This window comes from Enterovirga sp. GCM10030262 (genome assembly GCF_042666435.1).
Taxonomy (GTDB): domain Bacteria; phylum Pseudomonadota; class Alphaproteobacteria; order Sphingomonadales; family Sphingomonadaceae; genus Allosphingosinicella.
The window spans coordinates 624,546-645,140 of record NZ_JBHTDC010000002.1 but is presented as its reverse complement, the minus strand read 5'-3'; the positions used below and the strand labels follow the sequence as shown (position 1 = coordinate 645,140).

18 protein-coding genes are annotated in these 20,595 nt (G+C 64.1%); 5 read left to right on the top strand and 13 right to left on the bottom strand.

All coding sequences use genetic code 11. From position 1 onward, the window contains the following. Window positions 1-106: 106 nt before the first annotated feature. Window positions 107-835 (top strand): hypothetical protein, encoded by a 729-nt coding sequence (locus ACFQRC_RS12360; protein WP_379961657.1) that lies wholly within the window; start codon window positions 107-109, stop codon window positions 833-835. Here ACFQRC_RS12360 and ACFQRC_RS12355 read toward each other — a convergent pair. From ACFQRC_RS12355 to ACFQRC_RS12325, 7 genes are all read right to left on the bottom strand, one after another. Next, window positions 770-1,198, bottom strand: coding sequence for a DUF1937 family protein (locus tag ACFQRC_RS12355; protein ID WP_379961655.1), 429 nt, complete (start codon window positions 1,196-1,198; stop codon window positions 770-772). The two genes, ACFQRC_RS12360 and ACFQRC_RS12355, sit on opposite strands and share 66 nt — an antisense overlap. Next, window positions 1,195-1,806 carry a BglII/BstYI family type II restriction endonuclease gene (locus ACFQRC_RS12350; RefSeq protein ID WP_379961653.1) on the bottom strand — a complete coding sequence of 204 codons (612 nt, stop codon included), beginning with the start codon at window positions 1,804-1,806 and terminating at the stop codon, window positions 1,195-1,197. The genes ACFQRC_RS12355 and ACFQRC_RS12350 overlap by 4 nt, the downstream gene beginning before the upstream one ends. Beyond that, window positions 1,806-2,672, bottom strand: coding sequence for a DNA-methyltransferase (locus ACFQRC_RS12345; RefSeq protein ID WP_379961651.1), 867 nt, complete (start codon window positions 2,670-2,672; stop codon window positions 1,806-1,808). The genes ACFQRC_RS12350 and ACFQRC_RS12345 overlap by 1 nt, the downstream gene beginning before the upstream one ends. 304 nt (window positions 2,673-2,976) lie before the next feature. Next, entirely contained in the window at window positions 2,977-4,026 is a 1,050-nt protein-coding gene (locus ACFQRC_RS12340; protein ID WP_379961649.1) for a ribonucleotide-diphosphate reductase subunit beta, read from the bottom strand. After that, window positions 4,027-4,527: an endonuclease domain-containing protein gene (locus ACFQRC_RS12335; RefSeq protein WP_379961647.1), complete on the bottom strand. Its 501-nt coding sequence runs from the start codon at window positions 4,525-4,527 to the stop codon at window positions 4,027-4,029. Further along, window positions 4,527-4,838 carry a hypothetical protein gene (locus ACFQRC_RS12330; protein WP_379961645.1) on the bottom strand — a complete coding sequence of 104 codons (312 nt, stop codon included), beginning with the start codon at window positions 4,836-4,838 and terminating at the stop codon, window positions 4,527-4,529. The genes ACFQRC_RS12335 and ACFQRC_RS12330 overlap by 1 nt, the downstream gene beginning before the upstream one ends. A 217-nt stretch (window positions 4,839-5,055) precedes the next feature. After that, the gene (locus ACFQRC_RS12325; RefSeq protein ID WP_379961643.1) at window positions 5,056-6,921 is read right to left on the bottom strand and encodes a ribonucleoside-diphosphate reductase subunit alpha; all 1,866 of its coding nucleotides are present in this window, start codon (window positions 6,919-6,921) and stop codon (window positions 5,056-5,058) included. Between the two features lie 471 nt (window positions 6,922-7,392). Here ACFQRC_RS12325 and ACFQRC_RS12320 point away from each other — a divergent pair, with 471 nt between their 5' ends. After that, window positions 7,393-8,049 carry a glutathione S-transferase family protein gene (locus ACFQRC_RS12320; RefSeq protein WP_379961641.1) on the top strand — a complete coding sequence of 219 codons (657 nt, stop codon included), beginning with the start codon at window positions 7,393-7,395 and terminating at the stop codon, window positions 8,047-8,049. A 54-nt stretch (window positions 8,050-8,103) separates the two neighbouring features. Here the strand turns inward: ACFQRC_RS12320 and ACFQRC_RS12315 are convergent, their stop codons facing one another. From ACFQRC_RS12315 to ACFQRC_RS12300, 4 genes are all read right to left on the bottom strand, one after another. After that, window positions 8,104-8,565, bottom strand: coding sequence for a hypothetical protein (locus ACFQRC_RS12315; protein WP_379961639.1), 462 nt, complete (start codon window positions 8,563-8,565; stop codon window positions 8,104-8,106). A gap of 51 nt (window positions 8,566-8,616) precedes the next feature. Beyond that, a complete protein-coding gene (locus ACFQRC_RS12310; protein ID WP_379961637.1) occupies window positions 8,617-8,865 on the bottom strand; it encodes a hypothetical protein in 249 nt (82 codons plus the stop codon). A gap of 73 nt (window positions 8,866-8,938) precedes the next feature. Next, complete coding sequence (locus ACFQRC_RS12305) at window positions 8,939-9,322, bottom strand: hypothetical protein (protein ID WP_379961635.1); 384 nt, start codon at window positions 9,320-9,322, stop codon at window positions 8,939-8,941. Window positions 9,323-9,437: 115 nt separating this feature from the next. Then, window positions 9,438-11,252 (bottom strand): DUF885 domain-containing protein, encoded by a 1,815-nt coding sequence (locus tag ACFQRC_RS12300; protein WP_379961633.1) that lies wholly within the window; start codon window positions 11,250-11,252, stop codon window positions 9,438-9,440. Between the two features lie 126 nt (window positions 11,253-11,378). Here ACFQRC_RS12300 and ACFQRC_RS12295 point away from each other — a divergent pair, with 126 nt between their 5' ends. Next, window positions 11,379-13,184, top strand: coding sequence for a DUF885 domain-containing protein (locus tag ACFQRC_RS12295; RefSeq protein WP_379961631.1), 1,806 nt, complete (start codon window positions 11,379-11,381; stop codon window positions 13,182-13,184). Window positions 13,185-13,263: 79 nt separating this feature from the next. Then, window positions 13,264-14,793, top strand: coding sequence for a fumarate hydratase (locus ACFQRC_RS12290; RefSeq protein ID WP_379962426.1), 1,530 nt, complete (start codon window positions 13,264-13,266; stop codon window positions 14,791-14,793). Window positions 14,794-14,823: 30 nt separating this feature from the next. Here the strand turns inward: ACFQRC_RS12290 and ACFQRC_RS12285 are convergent, their stop codons facing one another. Next, window positions 14,824-17,109: a putative bifunctional diguanylate cyclase/phosphodiesterase gene (locus ACFQRC_RS12285; RefSeq protein WP_379961629.1), complete on the bottom strand. Its 2,286-nt coding sequence runs from the start codon at window positions 17,107-17,109 to the stop codon at window positions 14,824-14,826. 248 nt (window positions 17,110-17,357) lie between these two features. Then, window positions 17,358-19,328, bottom strand: a complete 1,971-nt coding sequence (locus ACFQRC_RS12280) for a M1 family metallopeptidase (RefSeq protein WP_379961627.1) — start codon at window positions 19,326-19,328, stop codon at window positions 17,358-17,360. Between the two features lie 186 nt (window positions 19,329-19,514). Between ACFQRC_RS12280 and ACFQRC_RS12275 the strand changes: the two genes are divergently transcribed. Then, the gene (locus tag ACFQRC_RS12275; protein ID WP_379961625.1) at window positions 19,515-20,561 is read left to right on the top strand and encodes a PRC-barrel domain-containing protein; all 1,047 of its coding nucleotides are present in this window, start codon (window positions 19,515-19,517) and stop codon (window positions 20,559-20,561) included. Window positions 20,562-20,595: the final 34 nt, after the last annotated feature.

The following is a 20,595-nucleotide window of genomic DNA, read 5'->3' as shown; positions in this document are numbered from 1 at the left end:
CGTTTCCGCTCACAAGACGATACGAACTCGATCATAGGGAGGTGCGGAGGGTGGCGCTTCTAGAAACGCAAGGCTAGTTTACTGCCGTTAAGACAGGGGGAGTGAAATGGCCGTGCCGATCCCACAAGAGCGCCTAGAAAAGCTTGCGTCCACTCGTGAAGATTTCATGCGACGCTGGTTTGCGATTGCTATCAGTGTAGGTTTCGCGGCGACAGTTGTTCAGATGCCCTGGGTCGATGAGGGAAGGGCACCCAACTACCAGGAATGGGAGCAGCTCTTTCGTTTGGGGGCTGCGCTGACGGCTACCGTTTTGAGCTGGGAGGGATACCTTCTATCGATCTCAACTAAGCGTCTGTTCGAATTTCCTAGGTATTTCATAGATATAGCATTGGTGTTTCTATACCTATTTTTGCTTCTGACGTCAAAATTTCCGTACTTTTGGCTTGCACTGCACGCTATTACGTTCGGCATTTACATGGTGTGGGATTTTCTTACCGCTTATTGGCATCGCGAATGGTACAAGGCGACTGAAGATACACCGCTTTGGAGACTCTATTGGCAGGGGCTAATCGGGGCTCCAAACTCGGATCGCGGGCTTGTAATAACCGCAGTTTGGGCGATCTATTTCCTTTGGCTTTGGCTCATCTCTAGGAACGATTTTTGCTTCGATACCTTTATCTTGGCGATGTTCGTACTGCTCGGCTTGGCGGGTTACCGCTATAACAAGGGGCGATATCGTGACAGTCTCCGATACAGCTACCTAGCTCCCCTAACAGGCGGCCTCGCGCTTACCGCCATCGTCGTGCTGGTCCAACGAGTCGGCAATTGTATATGACCCATCAGACGCCGGGATTAGATAACGAACGGGCTTCCCATGGGCGGCAAAGAATTTTGCTTCTCGTTGGATGCCGCGGCTCTGATCCCATCCTGGAATCGCTAGAATGATCATTTCGCTACAGACGCGCATGAAAGCTTCGTCGAAGTCGCACCAGTAGTCCGATCCCATCGTTTCGCCCTCTGCGGCCATGACCAAATCGATAGGATGCGTCATCGTAATTGGGCTGTATACGAACCTACCCCGGTGGATCAGATCTGCTGCGGCGTGGGCCGACGCCTCGAACCGCGCAACTCTCACATCCATATTTGGGTGTGAGTATGGGCAGGCCAGATAAATGATCTCGTGCGACTTAGCGGTCATTCCGTAACTCCTACCAGCACGAGTGGAACCGCTGGCACGCCACGACCCTCGCGAATTAAATTGTACAGTTCGCCTTCGTAATAGCCGACGCCCGAAGACATCTGCGTTTGCAGCGACTTCATTGGCAACACTTCAATCCCCACGTCGATCTTGTCGCCGACGTAGAAGGCCATGTGCTTCACAAAAAGGTCGTAGGCCACGAACGCGTACTTGCCGAATTGCACCTCGACAGCCACGCGGTCCTTCACGAAATCAGTCTGATTGTACGAGAGGAAGGCCTGCTGGCCTGCGGCTTCGATCTCGGCCTTCTGCTCCGCTGGAGTGAGGTTGAGGGTCCGTCGAATTAGCTTGGCGTCCGCCGTTACCCAATACGACGTTCGCTCCTCAGACCAGCCACGGCTCGCAAGCTCGGCGTCCACGCACTTGTTCATGGCGATTGGCGAGAAGAGCAGTTTATCCTTAGTCCTTACCTCGCGGCTGACCTTTGTCTTGCACGCCTCAGCATCGACCGCTTTGATGGCGTCGACGATTTCCTTCCACAGCTTCGGCTTGTGAACCTTGAGGAACTCGTACCCATTCAGATGCGAATAGTAGGTTGCGATCTTCATCAATGACCACCGTTCGGCAGTTTCGGATCGTAAACCGGCTTACCCATAGGTCGGGTCTTTAGAAGGCCAGCCCGCTGAAGATGCACGCGCTCCCAGGCAGTATTCACGTATTCCTTGTCTATGTCGCAGCCATAGCCACAGCGGCCATTCTTGACGGCAGCCACGACGCTGGAGCCCACGCCCATGTAGGGATCAAAAACGTTGTCGCCGTCATTTGTCATTGAAAGGACCAGCCGCTCCACCAATTCTACCGGGAACTGGCAGGGGTGCGACGTCTTTTCGACATGGTTGTGCTTGACGTTCGGTATAAGCCAGATGTCGCCGGGGTTCTTACCAAGAGGATTTCCAGAAAGCTGACCAGCTTTCGGGCCTTTGAAATACTTCTTTCCAGGATATTTCGAGGGCACACGCACCGGATCGAGGTTGAAGATGTAATCGTCGGATTTGGTGAACCAAAGGATCGTCTCATAACGCCCGGAAAATCGTTTCGAGCAGTGGAGCCCATGCTCGAAATGCCAGACGATCCGGTTGCGAAGCTTCAGGCCATGCTCACGGAAAATCGGATAAAGGTAGATGTCGAGCGGGAATATCTCGCCATTATCGACGTGATTGCCGACCTGCCAGCATAGGGAGCCACGATCGCTGAGCAAACGGGCACATTCCGAGATAACCTGAGCTTGCGCCTGAATATAGGCGTCGAGCGGCGACCGGCGCTCGTAGCGTTTTCCGATATTGTAAGGCGGCGACGTGACAATCAGATGCATCATTCCGTCCGGCAAGGGGCGCATGAAAGCGAGATTGTCCTGACACTCCATCTTCACATTTCTGCATACAGGCAAGCGTTGCACTGTTGCCCTGCCGTGCATCTGATCTCTCCCCGTTTGCGGAGCCGACTATTTGGATTCGTTAACTTGTGTGGCAGGAATTGCAGCACCAATAGCAGCCATTGGACTGTGAATAGTACTCCTTTGCCTTAGTTACAGCTGGCTTACAGCTATCATACTCTCCCAGATAGGTTCGCTGAGAGGGGAAGAAGCTGCAACTCGGCACATGCACTTCATGATCCCCGTTCGTCTGAGCGTCGTCATTCACGTAGTAGCTAGCCATGCCAATCTCCCTAGTTGGGCACATGGAACATATAGAGACCAGAACGGGTGTCAATTAAGAACGCTACTCCGCAGCCACGCCCGCCCGCGTGAACATATCGTCGCCGCCTTCTTCCTCGACGGTGTCGTTCGCCTTGGCCTGCTTGCGGCGGTCGAAATTGTCCCAGACTTCGCCCCAATTCCCCCTTGTCGCGGCCTTCGAATATTCCGTGGCGCGGGTTTCGAAGAAGTTGGCGTGCTCGACGCCGTTGAGCAAAGGCGCGAGCCAGGGGAGGGGGTGATCGTCGATCATGAACATCGGCTTGAGGCCAAGCTGCCCCAGCCGCCAGTCAGCGATGTAGCGGATGTACTTCTTGATCTCCTTGGGCGTCATGCCGGGGACCGGGCCCTGCTCGAACGCCAGGTCGATGAACGCGTCCTCGAGCCCGACCGTGGTGTGGCAGACGTCGCGTATGTCGCTCTTGACCGCGGCCGTCAGGCAGTCGCGCTCGGCGCAGAAGGCGTGGAACAGCTTGGTGATGCCCTCGCAATGGAGGGACTCGTCGCGGACGCTCCACGAGACGATCTGGCCCATGCCCTTCATCTTGTTGAAGCGCGGGAAGTTCATCAGCATCGCGAAGCTGGCGAAAAGCTGCAAGCCTTCGGTGAAGCCGCCGAACATGGCCAATGTGCGGGCGATGTCCTCGTCGGAATCGACTCCGAAGGTGGCGAGATAGTCGTGCTTGTCCTTCATCTCCTTATATTGGAGGAACATGCCGTACTCGCTCTCGGGCATGCCGATCGTGTCGAGGAGGTGGCTGTAGGCGGCGATGTGGACCGTCTCCATGTTGCTGAACGCGGTCAGCATCATCTTCACCTCGGTCGGCTTGAACACGCGGCCATATTTGTCGTGGTAGCAATCCTGCACCTCGACGTCGGCCTGGGTGAAGAAGCGGAAGATCTGGGTCAGCAGGTTGCGCTCGTGGTCGGTCAGCTTTTGCGCCCAGTCGCGGCAATCCTCGCCCAGCGGCACCTCCTCGGGCATCCAGTGGATCTGCTGCTGGCGCTTCCAGAAATCGAACGCCCAGGGATATTCGAAGGGCTTATACTGCTTGCGGGCTTCGGTGAGGGACATCTAATTAACTCCAACCGGAGGTTGACCATCAAAGCCCTCCCCCTTGAGGGGAGGGCTGGGGAGGGGGTGCGGACCGGAGGTCCGCGCGCGACTTCGTCGCGCACCCCCCATCCGGCGCTGCGCGCCACCTTCCCCCGCAAGGGGGGAAGGGAAAGCGGCGGCGATGGCGGCGAGGACGCCGTCAAGTTCGCGCAGGACCTGGTTGTTCCAGAAGCGCAGGACGCGATAGCCTTGGTTTTCGAGGAAGGCAGTCCGCTCGCCATCGTAAGTCGCCGCCTCATGGTGCTGGCTGCCATCCACTTCGATGACCAGCCGGGCGCCGTGGCAAACGACATCGGCATAATATGGGCCGATCGGTGCCTGATAGCGAAAGTGCTTGTCAGGGAAGCTCTTGCGGATGCCCGCCCGCAACGCCGGCTCGGCCGGCGTCATCCCCCGGCGAAGCTGGCGCGAGCGCGCCACCGTTTGGCGCGACAAAGGCGGCGAGGTTCGCAGCCTCATCACCCTCTCACCCGCACGATGCGCTCGCGGTAGACGACATGGCTCTTGCGGGCACCGACACCCAAAAAGACAACGCCGATGAAATAGCCGAAATCGTACCAGCCGCCATTGTTCGGCACCGCATAGACCGCGGCGTCGGGCATGAAGAGCGAGATTACCCACGCCACCGGGAAGATGAAGCCGTGCCAGAGGCCGAGCAGGAAGCCCGGCGCTTCCGCCTCGACCCCCGCCGAAGACTGGGTCGCACAGGCGGCCAGCAGCAGCACAGCCGCGAGGGCGGCCGGGGCGCGGCGGGCGGCGGGACGGTTCATCCCGCGGTCCCTGGCTTCAAAAAGACGGGGGACGCGGCGCGGCACAGGGCGCCATGGCGGCGAAAGCAAGCCGCCGGAGCCAAACCAAAGCCGTCTCGTCCCCCGTCCATCGCCCGTGCCGAAGGGAGATAAGGCACGGGCTTCATCCCCCCGCTCGGGGAGGACAGGCCCGCGAACACTGGCAGGCCAAAAGCATGTCTTGGTCCAATGACACCCGTCACTGGCATGCCAGGCACTCGTCATAATCCGTCGTTTCGAGCTCGATCTGTTTCAGATCGGGCGTGTTGTCGGCCTCGACCCCGCCCGCGAAGCCGGCGCGCTGCACCGACTTGGAGCGGAGATAGTAAAGCGACTTGATGCCGAGCTCCCAGGCGCGGAAGTGGAGCATCAGCAGGTCCCATTTCTCGACGTCGGCCGGGATGAACAGGTTGAGGCTCGTCGCCTGGTCGATATAGGGCGTGCGGTCGGCGGCGAGCTCCAAGAGCCAGCGCTGGTCGATCTCGAAGCTGGTCTTGTAGGTGTCCTTTTCCTCGGGGCTGAGGAAATCGAGATGCTGGACCGAGCCGCCCTGCTCCAGGATCGAGTTCCAGACGCTCTCCGAATTCTTCGACTTGTCCTTGAGCAGAGCCTCCAAATGCGGGTTGCGGATCGAGAAGGAGCCGCTCAGCGTCTTGTGGGTGTAGACGTTGCCCGGGATCGGCTCGATGCAGGCCGAGGTGCCGCCGCAGATGATGCTGATCGAAGCGGTCGGCGCGATCGCCATCTTGCAGGAAAAGCGCTCCATCACGCCCTGGTCGGCGGCGTCGGGGCAGGGTCCGCGCTCGACTGCCAATTGCATCGAGGCTTCCTGCGCCTGGGCGGCGATGTGCTTGAAGATTTTGAGGTTCCAACTCTTCGCCATGGCGCCCTCGAAGGGGAGGCCGCGCGCCTGGAGGAAGGAGTGGAAGCCCATCACGCCGAGGCCGACCGAGCGCTCGCGCTCCGCGCTGTACTTGGCCCGCGCCATCTCCTCGGGCGCGCGCTCGATATAGTCGGTCAGCACATTGTCGAGGAAGCGCATCACGTCCTCGATGAACTGCTTGTCGCCGTTCCACTGGTCCCAGGTTTCGAGATTGAGCGACGAGAGGCAGCAGACGGCGGTGCGATCGTTGCCCAGATGGTCGCGGCCGGTGGGCAGCGTGATCTCGGAGCACAGGTTCGAGGTCGAGACCTTGAGCCCGAGGTCGCGGTGATGCTTGGGCATCGACCGGTTCACCTGGTCGATGAAGATGATGTAGGGCTCGCCGGTCGCGAGGCGGGTCTCGACCAGCTTCTGGAAGAGCGAGCGCGCGTCGACCTTGGCGCGCTCGGACCCGTCCTTGGGGCTGCGCAGCGCCCATTCGTCGCCGGCGCGGACGGCTTCCATGAACTCGTCGGTGACGAGAACGCCGTGATGGAGGTTCAAGGCCTTGCGGTTGAAGTCGCCGCTGGGCTTGCGGATTTCGAGGAACTCCTCGATCTCGGGGTGCGAGATGTCGAGGTAGCAGGCGGCCGAGCCGCGGCGAAGCGAACCCTGGCTGATCGCGAGGGTGAGCGAATCCATGACGCGCACGAACGGGATGATGCCCGAGGTCTTGCCATTGAGGCCCACCGGCTCGCCGATGCCGCGGACGCTGCCCCAATAAGTGCCGATGCCGCCGCCGCGCGAGGCCAGCCAGACATTCTCGTTCCAGGTCTCGACGATGCCTTCGAGGCTGTCGGGGACGCTGTTCAGATAGCAGGAGATGGGCAGACCGCGCCCGGTGCCGCCGTTCGACAGCACCGGGGTCGACGGCATGAACCAGAGCTTCGAGATGTAATCGTAGACGCGCTGGGCGTGCTCGGCGTCGTCGGCATAGGCCGAGGCGACGCGGACGAACAGGTCCTGGTAGGATTCGCCGGGCAGCAGATAGCGGTCCTTCAGCGTCTCCTTGCCGAAATCGGTCAGCAGGGCGTCGCGGCTATGGTCGATCTCGACCGGGAAGAGCTGCGGCCTGATCGATTTCGAATCGGCGGCGGGCCGGGCCGCCTTCGCCTTCGGAGCCGCTTCGAGAATGGTCGCCATGTCTTCGTTTCCCACTTCGCCGCTGCCTGAAAGGTCCATCGCTTCATCCCCTGTTCTTGTTCCGTTCGACTCGGCGATTATCCCGAGCCTAGGCGCTTTTCCATGGGGGCGGGGCGCTAATTTCGGCTTGTCCCCGATATCCACAGGGCACGAAAAGCCTCTCCCGCGAATATAGGGTCCGCGGCCAGCGCCTACAACGTCTAGCGTTACCCCCTTGGCAGCGCCACAACCCATAGTGCCTGAACTGGATTCCGATGCAAGGGTGTTCAGCGAAATTTAACCCTTCAACTCGTCGCATTGGCGGATTTCCGCGCTTTGCGGGAGCGCCTTGCGCCCGGTGCCATTTCAGGGTCACAAGCAAGGCGGCGCGGTGCCTCGGGTCGCCGTTCCCGGCGGAGGCCGGGGTCCAGCGGGCGGGGCGGGACTGGATCCCGGCTTTCGCCGGGAAAAGAAGGCAGAGGGGATTCAGACATGACGATCGAGCTCTTCGCCCATCCCTTCTCCTCTTATTGCCAAAAGGCGATCACCGCCCTTTACGAGAATGGCATCCCGTTCGAATTCCGGATGCTGGAGCCGGGCAACGCGGCGTGGGAGGAGCTGACGCAGATCTGGCCGATCGGCAAGTTTCCATTGCTACGCGAGGGCGAGGGTGTCGTGCCCGAGGCGACGAGCATCATCGAATATCTCCATGTCCACCATTCCGGTCCGGTGCGGCTGATCCCCGACGATGCCGACGCGGCGCTGGAGGTGCGGAGGCTCGACCGCTTCTTCGACAATTATGTCGCGACGCCGCAGCAGAAGCTGGTCGCCGACTTGCTCCGCCCCGAAGCGGAGCGGGACCCGCGCGGCGTCGCCGAGGCGCGGGCGATGCTCGACAAGGCCTATGCCTGGCTGGAGTCGCGCATGGCGGGCCGCGAGTGGGGGGCGGGCGATGATTTCAGCCTCGCCGACTGCGCCGCCGGCCCCTTCCTCTTCTATGCCGACTGGAGCCACCCGCTGGCCGGCCGCTTCCCCGCCGTTGCCGCCTATCGCGAGCGCCTGAAAGCCCGCCCCGCCTTCCAGCGCTGCATCGACGAGGCGCGGCCCTATCGCCCCTTCTTCCCCGGCGGCGCGCCGGATCGGGATTGAGAGGGTGGAAAGATTTTGAGCTTGTGTCCGCAATGGGTGGAAGGCGGACATTCGTCAGTTTCCGCTCAAGCCATCCACCCAATCCGTTTCGGTCAGCAGATGCGAACACTCTTCGACCGTAACGAGCGTCTCGTCCGGCGATACGATCGGGTCAGCGTCGCTGGGAAGGCATACGAACGCCTGACCGTCATAGCCAAAAACCACCGTCCGGCACGTCACGAGAGAGCGGATGAGTATCCACTCGCCACTGTTCGGATCGCCACAAGCCACGAGTATCTCTCGAAGCATGTTCGGATCGGCAAGCCGGACGGTGTCGGCGCAGCCGTAGCGCGTCCCTAGTTCGACGGGCGGGTCTGAGTTGTCATTGACATCCCTCATCCCGAACAATGCCGGATCGGTCGAAACGTGACGACATATGAGCTCGGCAATAATTTCGTTACATGCGCGAAGCCGGGCACCCTCCGCCGCATTGTCTGAGTTGTCAGCAAGTTTCGGCGCGACCAGATATAGCTTCATTCGGAGAGCCTACAGCCTCCCCGAACGTCCGCAATGGGTCGAAAGCGGACCTTAGCCTTCGCCGCCTCGATCGCTGGTCGCCGCGAAGCCCAGCCATATTGCGAACCGATAGAGCCCGTACACGAAGAGACCCATCACGGCGGCAACTAAGAGGAGACTGCCGGACCAAGCGAAGCCTAGCCAGATCGCAAGGCGGTACAGGGCATACAGGCCAAGAGCCAAGACGGCGACAAAGAGGGCGCAACCCCACAGCGGAATCCGCCGCGCCCGAACTTTTCCCCTCTCAAGCTCCTCAGGCATGTACCCCTCTTGATCTCCAACGGGCATGCTCGGCCCGGTGTCCGCAATGGATGGAAAGCGGACATTCGGTAGCTCAGACCCCGACGTTTTCGGTGAACGTTCCAGCGATGCCCACCAGAACTGATAGAGCTAGAGTTCCCAGCACCATTCGGCTCAAGGTGAAGTCTGTTCCGGATATGGCCTCGATGCCAATCATCACAGGGAAGATGATCCATCCGAGAAAGAAATAGAGAAGGCCGCGCTTTGGATTGAAGTCCCACGTCTTCTCCGGAAAATTCTTCCGGTCGTAGAAGGCGGCAAAGAGGGCAGCGCACACGGCGATGACATAAGCCAATTTCCACCATGCCCCCCAATCGTCTTTGGAAAGCTCCAGCACGGAGCGGCTTGCCCAGCCGAGTAACAGTAGCAGGCCGAGCGCGATAGCACCCATCAATTTACGCCGATTCAAGTCTTTCATCCCGAAGCTGCATCCTTGCCAAGATCGCACCGTGTGCGAATGTCCGCAATGGCCCGAATGCGGACGTTCCATGCCCCGATCGCTCCGAGCGTCCGATTGACCTAGGGCACTTAGCTTACCGGGCCGCCTCCGCCAGCCAGCGGTCGATCTTCCCCTCCAGTACGTCGAGCGGCAGGGCGCCGGTGTCGAGGACCTGCTGGTGGAAATCGCGGATGTCGAAGGCGGGGCCAAGCGCCAGATCGGAGCGCTCGCGCAACGCCTGGAGCTTCAGTCCGCCGATCTTGTAGGCGGTCGCCTGGCCAGGCCAGGCGATGTAGCGGTCGATCTCGACCACCACGTCGCCGGGCGCCATCGAGGTGTTGGCGAGCATATAGTCGATCGCCTGCTGGCGGCCCCATCCTTTGGCGTGGAGGCCGGTGTCGACGACCAGCCGGACGGCGCGGAGCATCTCCATGTCGAGACGGCCGAACCATTGATACGGGTCGTCGAACAGGCCGAGATCGCGGCCGAGCGATTCGGAATAGAGGCCCCAGCCTTCGGTGTAGGCGGTCGAGCCGCCGAAGCGGAGCAAGGGCGGCAGGCCCGCATCCTCCTGCACCAGCGACAGCTGGAAATGGTGGCCGGGGAGCCCTTCGTGCAGGGTCAGCGTCTCCAGGGTCGGGATCGGCCGGGTGTCGAGCATCGCCATGTTGAAGAAGAGGATGCCGGGACCCGAGGCATCCGCCGGGCCGGAGCGGTAATAGCCGGTGCCGCGCTGCTCGCCGATCGCCGGCAGCGGCCGCACCTCGAAGGCCGCCTTGGGCACGGCGTGGAAGAGCGTCGGCAGCTTGTCCCTGATCCGCGCCTCGATCGCCTCGAAATGGGCGATCAAATCCTCGGGCCGGGTGTAATAGAATTTGGGGTTCGTCCGGACATGTTCGAAGAAGGCCTTGAGGTCGCCGTCGAAGCCGATCTTTTGCCTGGTCGCTTCCATGTCGGCGCGGATCCGCGCGACTTCGCCGAGGCCGAGGCTGTGGATCGCCTCGGCGCTCATGTCGGTCGTCGTATGGCGGGCGAGCTCGGCGGCATAGAGCGCGGCGCCGTCCTTCATCGCCGAACGGCCGGGGGCGGCCGTGGCCAGCGGCAGGTAGGTTTCGGATAGATAAGTCTTCCAGAGGCGATAGCCGGGATAGACTTTGTTCTCGACTTTTTCGCGATAGGCGGCGGCGAAGCGGGCGCGCTCGGCGGGCGCCATGGCGTCGGGAAATTTCCGGGTCGCGGCCAGGAACGGGCTCTCCTCGACGGGGAGCGCCAGCATCGCGTCGACCTGGGCCAGCACATTCTCGACGATGATCCGCGGCTGGACGCGACCGGCGGCGACTCCGCGCCGGAGCTGCGCCACGACATTCTCGAGATAGGAAGCGAAGCCTTCGAGGCGGGCGAGGCCGCGCTCGTAATCCGCGTCGCTCTCGAAGCGGGCGCCGCCGCCGGCGACGAAATCGGGCAAGGCGACGTGGAGGCCGAAGGACGGGTTGAGCGCGGCCTGCCGGCCGACCTCGGACAGGCCGGTGTCGAACAAATGGAGCGTCCGCGCCGTGCGGTAGCGCAGGACGTCGTACTGGATGCGCTCGATGGATGAGAGCCGAGCAGGATCGATCGCCTGGAGCGCCGCCCATGCTGCGCGGGTGTCGGCCTCGAGATGGCGGGCATAGGCGTCGCTCAGCGGGTCGACGAAGGCCGGCAGGTCCAACGTCTCGCCGGGGCGGGGCGTGCTGAGCGGCTCCCGCAGCCTTTCCGCCCGCTCGGCTCGCGCCAGCAGGTCCCGCAGCCGCTCGGAGGCGCTGTCCGTCACCGCCGGCGGCGGCGGAGCCTCCTGCGCCGCCGCCGGGCCGGCGAAAGCGAGGAGGATCGGCGCCAAAGCCAGCTTCGATAGCAATTTGCGCTGAACCACTCGCCCCTCCCGCCCGATACGCCCGGCACCTTCGGCGGCGGCGGCGGGGAGCGCAAGAGGGGTCTTTTCGGGTTTGCGATCCGCGCCGCCATCGCCGATGCTGCGACGAAACCGGGAAGGAGAAAAATGCCTTTGACGATCACCCGCCGCGCCGTCCTGCTGAGCGGCGCGATGGCCGCCGCGCTGCCCTTCGCCGCCGTCGCCCAAAGCGAGGCCGGCGAGGACCGGCGCCTCGCCGATCTGCTGGCACGTCACGCCGACCTCTATCTGCGCTCCGCCCCGGAAGCCGCCACCGGCCAGTCGCTCGACGTCGGCGCCCTCGCCGGCCTCCGGGGGCAGCTTCGCGACCGCTCGGCCGAGCGCGTGGCGCGCGATGGCGCCGCAATTGCCGTGGCGAAGCGCGAACTGGCGGGGATCGACCGCGCCCGCCTCTCTCCCGCCGCCCGCATCGACCATGACGTGGCGGCGTTCGTCTACGATTCGCTCGGCGACCTGCTCGGCCGCTACGGCTATGTCGACCTGAACCTCCGCCCCAGCCCCTATGTCGTCAGCCAGATGAACGGCGCTTATTACTGGCTGCCGGGCTTTATCGGCGCGCGTCATCCGCTCGAAAGCGCCGGCGACGTCGAGGCTTATTACGCGAGGCTGGCGGCGCTGGGGGCAGCGCTCGACCAGGAGACGGACCGCATCCGAAGAGACGCCGCTGCGGGGATCGTGCCGCCCGGCTTCATCATCGATCGGACCGTCCGGCAGATTGCCGGCCTGCGCGATTCGCCGGCGGCCGAGAATCCCTTGATTGCTTCGGCGGTCGCCCGCGCGGCCGACAAGAGCGCACTCGCGGCGCGGGCCGAAAGCGTCTTCGCCCAATCGGTCGCGCCGGCGCTGACGCGCCAGATCGCGGCGCTGGAGGCTCGGCGGCCGACGGCTCCGGAGACGGCCGGCGTGTGGGCGCTCCCCGATGGCGACGCTTATTACCGCTCCGCGCTGCGCTCCAACACGACGATGCCGGTCGATCCCGGCGCGCTGCACCGGCAGGGCCTCGATCAGGTGGCGCGGCTGTCTTCCGAGCTCGATTCGATGCTGGCGGAGCAGGGGCTCACCTCGGGATCGGTCGGCGCGCGCATCCAGGCGTTCAACAAAGACCCGCGCTTCCTCGTCTCCGACGACGATGCCGGGCGCGCTCGCCTGATCGCCGCCGCCGAGCGCCAGCTCGACGCCATCTCCGCCCGGCTGCCGCGCGCCTTCGGCACCGTCGCGGCGGCGCCGATCGTGGTGCGGCGCACGCCGGTGGCGATCGAGGACAGCTCGCCCGGCGCCTTCTACAGCCCCGGCGCGCCGGGGGAGCCGGGCGTCTATTCGCTGAACCTCAAGCGTACGCACGACCATCCTTTATGGCGCCTGCCGACCTTGACGCATCACGAAGGCATTCCCGGCCACCATTTCCAGCACGCCGTGCTCGACACCGCCGCCACGCTGCCGCTCCATCGCCGGCTGGTCGGCTTCTCCGCCTACACCGAAGGCTGGGCTCTCTATGCCGAACAGGTGGCGGACGAGCTCGGCGCCTATGAGGCCGATTCCGCCGGCCGCATCGGCCTCGTCCAGTCGCAGCTGTTCCGCGCGGCGCGGATCGTCGTCGACACCGGCCTCCACCACCAGCGCTGGACGCGCGAGCAGGCGGTCTCCTGGATGGTCGACCATGCCGGCGAGCCCCGCGCCCCCGCCGAGCGCGAGATCGACCGCTATTGCGTCTATCCCGGCCAGGCGTGCAGCTTCATGGTCGGCGCCAATGCCATCGTGGAACTTCGCGAGGCGGCGCGGTCAAGGCTTGGCGACAGGTTCGACGTACGCGCCTTCCACGATCTTGTGCTGAAATCGGGTCCGGTCCCGATCGAGGTGCTGGGCAGAATGGTCGAGGAGTGGAACCCGGCATGACTTTCATGCGGGCAGGCGGAGGGCCTTTGCTCCGCGCGGCCCCACCCGCTAATAGCCACGCCGACATTCCTGCAGCGGGATACGGACCTTGACCACCACCATTCGTGAGAGCGACCTCGTCGAGAGCGTCGCCGATGCCCTTCAATATATCTCCTACTACCACCCGATGGATTATATCCGGGCGCTGGGCGACGCCTACAAGGCCGAGCAGTCGCCGGCGGCGAAGGATGCGATCGCGCAGATATTGACCAACAGCCGGATGTGCGCTGAGGGACATCGGCCGATCTGCCAGGATACGGGCATCGTCACCGTCTTCGTGAAATGGGGGCAGGATTGCCGGCTGGAGTCGGACAAGAGCCTTCAGGCGGTGATCGATGAAGGTGTGCGGCGGGCCTATCGTCATCCGGAGAATCCGCTCCGCGCCTCGATCCTCGCCGATCCGGCGTTCGGTCGCGTCAACACGAAGGACAACACGCCCTCGGTGCTCCACGTCGAGATGGTCCCGGGCAACACGGTCTCGATCGACGTCGCGGCCAAGGGCGGCGGCTCCGAGAACAAGTCCAAGTTCAAGATGCTGAACCCGTCGGACTCGATCGTCGACTGGGTGCTGGAGATGGTGCCGCAAATGGGCGCCGGCTGGTGCCCGCCGGGAATGCTGGGCATCGGCATCGGCGGCACGGCCGAAAAGGCGATGCTGCTCGCCAAGGAAAGCCTGATGGGTGCGATCGACATGGCGCAATTGAAGGCGCGCGGGCCGCAAACGAAGATCGAGGAACTGAGGATCGAATTGTTCGACAAGGTCAACGCGCTCGGCATCGGCGCGCAAGGGCTGGGCGGGCTTTCCACCATCCTCGACGTCAAGATCCTCGACTGGCCGACCCATGCGGCGTCGAAACCGGTGGCGATGATTCCCAATTGCGCCGCCACCCGCCACGCCCATTTCACGCTCGACGGCTCCGGCCCCGCTTTTCTGGAGACGCCGAACCTCGCCGACTGGCCGGACGTCAACTGGACGCCGGACAAGGCCGCGATCCGGGTCGATCTCGACGCGCTGACGCCACAGGCGGTGCGGAGCTGGAAGCATGGCGACCGGCTGCTCCTCAATGGCAAGATGCTGACCGGGCGTGACGCGGCGCACAAGCGGATCAAGGACATGCTCGACCGGGGCGAGCCTCTCCCCGTCGAGTTCGCCGGCCGCGTCATTTATTATGTCGGCCCGGTCGATCCGGTCGGCGAAGAGGTGGTCGGCCCGGCCGGCCCCACCACCGCGACGCGCATGGACAAGTTCACGCGGATGATGCTGGAGCAGGGCCTGCTCGCCATGGTCGGCAAGGCCGAGCGCGGCCCCATGGCGATCGAGGCGATACGCGAACACAAATCGGCCTATCTGATGGCCGTCGGGGGCGCCGCCTATCTCGTCGCGCGCGCGATCAAGGGCAGCAAGGTCGTCGGCTTCGCAGACCTCGGCATGGAGGCGATCTACGAATTCGAGGTCAAGGACATGCCGGTGACGGTCGCCGTCGACAGCGACGGCCAGAGCGTCCACCACCTCGCGCCTCTGGTGTGGCGCGAGAAGATCGCCCGGATGAAGAGCCTGGAAGAAGCGTAATCGTAACCCCGGCCGAGGCCGGGGCTACGGTTACGCCGTCATCTTGCTCTGGATGCCGTGGACCAGTTCGCTGGCGCGGTCGAAGTCCATCGGGCGGCCGAAAAGATAGCCCTGGATCTGGTTGCAGCCCAGGTCGCGCATCCGGGTGAAATCGTCGGCCGTCTCGACCCCTTCGGCGGTGATGGTCATGCGGAAGCTCTTGGCGAGCTGGACGATCGACTGGATGATCGCCACCGTCTCCTTGTTGGTCGCCGCTTCGCGGACGAAGCTGCCGTCGATCTTCAATTTGTGGAAGACCGCCTTGTTCAAATAGCCGAGCGATGAATAGCCGGTGCCGAAATCGTCGAGCGCGATGCCGACCCCCAAGCCGCGCAGGCGCTTGAGCACGTCGAGCGAGCCTTCCGAATCGTCCAAGAACACCGTCTCGGTCACTTCCAGCTCGAGCCGGTTGGCCTGGACCCGATATTTGGAAAGGGCGGCGCTGACCGTCGCCGGGAGCGCCGGCATCACCAACTGGCGCGCGGAGAGGTTGACGGCGACGCTGATATGCTCGGGCCAGGTCGAAGCGGCGCGGCACGCTTCCTGGATTACCCAGTCGCCGAGCTGCATGATGAGGCCGGTTTCCTCGGCGAGCGGGATGAAGTCGTTGGGGGGCACGATGCCGCGGGTCGGGTGGTGCCAGCGGATCAGAGCCTCGAACCCGACCAGGGCCTGATCCGAAGCGTTGATCAGCGGCTGATAGAGGAGCCTCAACTGTCCGGCGGAGATGGCGTTGGACAGATCCTGCTCCAGCTTCAATTTGTGCTCGGCGACGCTACGCATGTCGTCGTTGAAATAGCAGCAGGTGCCGCGTCCCTGGCCCTTGGCCTGATAGAGCGCCATGTCGGCCTTCTGGATGAGGTCATCGACGCTCTGCCCATCGATTGGGCCGTAGGCGCAGCCGATGCTGACCCCGATGCGGATCTCGACCTTGTCGATATGATAGGGCCGCGCGACCGACTCGATCAGGCGGGCGGCCAGATTCTCGATGGTCTTGCGACCCTGGGCATCGCGGATGACGATGGCGAACTCGTCGCCGCCCATCCGGCCGACATGGCCGCTGGCGCCGACCTCCTTGACCAGCCGCTGGGCCACGCCCTTCAGCACGGCGTCGCCCTTGGGATGGCCGAACGTGTCGTTGACCGGCTTGAAGCCGTCCAGATCGAGAAACATGATCGCGCAGGGGACGTTGGTGGCCTGCGCGGTCGAGAGCGCCTCGCCGAGCAACTGGCGGACGCGGCCGCGATTGGGCAGGCCCGACAGCACGTCCATATTGGCGAGGTTGGTCAGGCGCTCCTGGGTCTTCCTGACCTCGGTGATGTCCGAGCCGACGCCGCGGAAGCCCTGGAACTGGCCGGCCATGTCGATGATCGGATCGCCGGCGAGGCTGATCCAGCGCGCGCCGCGGCGGGTCCGCAATTCCATTTCCAGATTGGCGAAGGGCTGGCGGGCGAGCAAAGTGCGGCCAAGCGCGCTGTTGCCGCCGAGCGAGGCGGGAAGCGAATGGCCGATCAGCTGGCTGGTCGAGCGGCCGAGCAGCGAGGTCATGCGCGACGAAATATAGACGACGCGATTCTCGTGATCGACCTGCCACAGCCAGCCGACACCGCGATGCTCATATTCGCGCAGCAGCAAACGGACCGATTCGGCCTGGGTGCGAACCTTGGCCATGTCCCGCAGCTGGGCATAGGTCCAGCGGGTGAGGCGGGCGACGCCGACGATCGCGATGGCGGCGAAGCCGATGATGGTGATGGCCAGCGCCGGATCGATGGACGGGCTGCCGAACCAGTAAGCGACGCACAAAGCGAGCGTCATCGTCGAAATCCACGCCATTGACGCGGCCGGAACGGCGGAAAGCGCGATCGCGGCGATAATAAGCGCGCCCATCGCGCCGGCGATGACGACCTGGACGCCCGCCGGATGGTTGGCGAAGGCATAGACCGGGAGCGACGACCAGATTGCGGCCAGCCCGACCGCCTCCAGCACCGGGCGCCATTCCGACTGCGCCCGCGCGCTGCGGCTGCCGGCGGAGGTGCCCGCCTCGATCGCCTTGCGATATCGCCACCAGTAAATGGCGGAGACGGCGGCGAGCCAGAGGACGATATGGGCGATCCGGCCATGCTCGGCCATCGACCAGGCGACGAGCAAGGCCGCGCTGAGGCCGGCGAGCGCGAAATAAGGCGCGAACAAAGCCGTCGTCTCGGCCTGGCCATTCTTGAGATGGGCTTCGCGCAAACGATCGTTGCCGTCGTCGCAGGGAAGCTCCGCCTCCGGCATTTCATTCTCAGCGTCCCCGGCGGGCGCTGCATCTGCGGAAACAGGAGGGTGACTCATGGGCATCCAATGCAACCGATCGGAGCTATTCCACTAACCGCAGAGTTTTGATGGAGTATTAAGAGCGCGCCGAATTCCGCGCGGGCCACGCCGCGCGACCGCTCGCGGCGCTTTGGACAGGCCGTTGGAAACCAAGCTGAATCCCGTCCCGGCGATGCGGCGCCGGCCGGCCATCGATCGATGGCCAAACGTTAGCGTGCCGCGGTCTCTTCCTCTTCCGGCTCCGCTTCCATCAGCGCGTCGATGGTGCCGCTGGTGACCGCATGGTAGGTCGGCCGCGCCCGGGCGTAGATGCGCTCCGCGATCGGCCGGCCCCATTCATCTTCGGCCAGCAAGGCCTCGAACAAAGGTTCGACGAACTTGCGCCGGCCCATGCTGGTGAGGAATCGCTCGAGGGCGGGCACGGCCGGTTCGTAGCGGTTGGCGATCGCGAGGCGAAGCCAGGCGAACAGCACTTCGCTGTTGGTCGAGCGGGAGAGGCCGAAGGTCGTGTCCAGCTCCGCCAGCCGCTCCGGGGGGAGCGCGCGCGGCAGCGCGTTCAGGAAGCGGACGCGCTGGGCGCTGTTCCACTTGGGAAAGCCCAAAGATGCCACCGGCGCGCCGGTGCCGAAACCTTGCGCCGCCGCGTCCACATCGCGGAAGCCGCGCGAGCGCAGGACCATTGCATTGTCCGGAATGCCCGGCTCGTAAATCCATTCCTGCAGGTCGAGCTTGGCTTCCAGCGTCTCGTTGCCCTGGATGAGGTGCGTGCGCAGATCCTCGAGGAAGAGGCTGGTCGTCATCGGCTGAAAGGCGTGCCGGTCGAAATAGCCGCGCAGCCAGGCGTCGAACCGTTCCCGTCCGACGGCGGCTTCGATCGTGCGGAGCAAGGCGGCGCCCTTGTCATACGGGACGCCGCTCATGCCGTCGTCCGGATTGCGGCCTTCCAGATCGATGTGGAGGCGGGAATCGGGCGAGTCCATGCCGCCCTCCATCGCCTCGATCTCGGCGTTCAGATCCTCCCAGCCGAGCTCGACGAGCTGGGCGGCGCGCTCGGGACCGTAGAGCCGCTCCATGATGCGGCCCTCGATATAGGAGGTGAATCCCTCGTTGAGCCAGAAATCCGCCCAGGTCGCGTTGGTGACGAGGTTGCCCGACCAGCTATGCGCCAATTCGTGCGCGATCAGCGAGACCAGGCTGCGGTCGCCGGCGATCATGGTCGGCGTCAGGAAGGTGAGCCGCGGATTTTCCATGCCGCCGAACGGGAAGGAGGGCGGCAGCACGATCATGTCGTACCTCTCCCAGCGATAGGGGCCGTAGAGCGATTCCGCGGCGTCGATCATCTTCTCGGTGTCGGCGAGCTCGTTGGCCGCGGCCTTCAGCATCGACGGCTCGGCATAGACGCCGGTGCGGGGCCCGAGCGACTGGAAGGCGATGTCGCCGACGGCGAGCGCGATCAGATAGGGCGCGACCGGCTTGTCCATCTCGAAATGGAAGGCGCGGCCGTCGCCCTCCACTTCCTCGCCCTCGGGCATGAGGTTGCGGCCGCTCATCACCGCCTTGAGCGGCGCCGGAACGACGATCCGCGCCTCCCAGGTCTGGCGGATGCCGGGGCTGTCCTGGGTCGGGATCCAGGTGCGGTTGAGGATCGCCTGGCCCTGGCTGAACAGGAACGGATATTTCTTGCCGGCCGTCTGGGCGGGGCTCAGCCATTGCAGCGCCGCCGCGTCGGGCGCGCTCTTGTAGGCGATGCGGATCTGGTCGGCGCCGTTCAGCTGGACAATGAGCGGAGCGCCGAGATTCTCGTCCGCGGGCCCAAGCTTCCAGGGCAATGGCTGGCCTTCGGCATTGGTCACCGAATGGATTTCGAGGCCCTTGGTGTCGAGGATGATCTCGCGGGCGCCCTCGGCCGCCTGGATATCGAGAGTCGCCGTGCCGCCGATCCGCCTGGCGTCGAAATCGGTGACCAGGTCCAGCGCGACGTGGGTCACCCTCGCGATTTCCGGCCGCGCATAGCTGTGAATATCCTTCGCATCCTCGGTGAGGAGGACCGGCGCCACCATCCGCTCGGTCGAAGCCGCCTTGGGGGCCTCGCTTTGCTTTTCGGGCGAGCAGGCGGCGAGGAACAGCAAAGCGGCGGCAAAGGCCGCTCCGGCGGTACGCGAAGGGGAGAAATGGGGCACGGTTGCTAGGGTCCAGTGGCAGCTTGGGGGGTGCCGGAGACGCTAACGGTCCCTCGCCGCCGGGGCAAGGCCGCCGTCGGCCCAAGTCCGTCCTCTCTGCTGCACGGGTCGCCCGCCGGAGCGGAACAGTCGCCGCCGCCTTCCGTTGAATCGCCGAGGGCAACCCACCGACATGGAGGACGAAAAATGGACATCACCCGGCATCTCGAACACGACCACAAGCAGATCCACGCGCTCGGCCAGGATATCGTGAAAAGCGGCGACGGCGCGGACGTCGGCGGTCGCGACAATCAGTTCGACCTGTACGACCTGCAGGTACGGCGCCACCTGGCGGTCGCCGAGGACGTCCTGTTCCCGCCGTTGAAGAAGAATGAGGATTCCAAGGCGGCGCTGTCCGACGTGCAGGCCTTGCACAAGGAGCTGCGCAAATCGCTCTCTTTGCTCGACCGCAGCGACAAGGGCAGCTTCGAATGGACGGCGGAGTTCCGCACCTTCCTCGAACGGTTCGACGTCGCCTGCAAGCGTCACGACGCGCTGGCGGCGCAGGCCCGCGACCGGGGCGGCCAGACCGACCTGGGCGACCAGTATGAGAAGGCCAAGATCAAGCGCCTCCACGGCGGTCACTGGAGTTGGAACCGGGTCGGCATGGGCGTCGCCGGAGCGGCGGCGGTGGCGGGCGCGGCTTATGCCGCCAACCGCTATTTCCATTCGGGCCGGCGCAGCAGCGGCCGGAGCGACGACGATTTCGAGCTGAGGCTGGAGACCGACGAAACCCTTCGCCTGATCTCGTCGAAAAAGGTCGAGGGAACGCCGGTGGTCGGCCGTGACGGCGAGAAATTGGGCACGATCCAGAGCTTCATGGTCGACAAATATTCCGGCCGCGTCGCGTATGCGGTGATGTCGTTCGGCGGCACGATGGGCCTGGGCGCGAGCCTGTTCCCGCTGCCTTGGCCGCTGCTCGATTACGATGTCGAGAAGGACGGCTACGCGCTCGATATCTCGAAGGAGGAGCTGGCCGCCGCGCCGCGATTCGAGCCGAGCGACGAGCCCGAGTTCAGCCCCGAATATCGCCGCCAGATACTGGTTTTCTATCGCCCGTCGGATATCACCGCGTCCTCGGCCTCGGCCGGCGGAGCGGGCGCGGAGAGCCGGTCGGCGATCGGCGGCGGCGACAGGAGCGGCGGCGCGGGCTCGAGCGCGTCGACGACCCCTCAACCCTCCAGCGCATTATAAGAGGCTGGAAGGCGCGCCCCGGCTGCCGACGGCA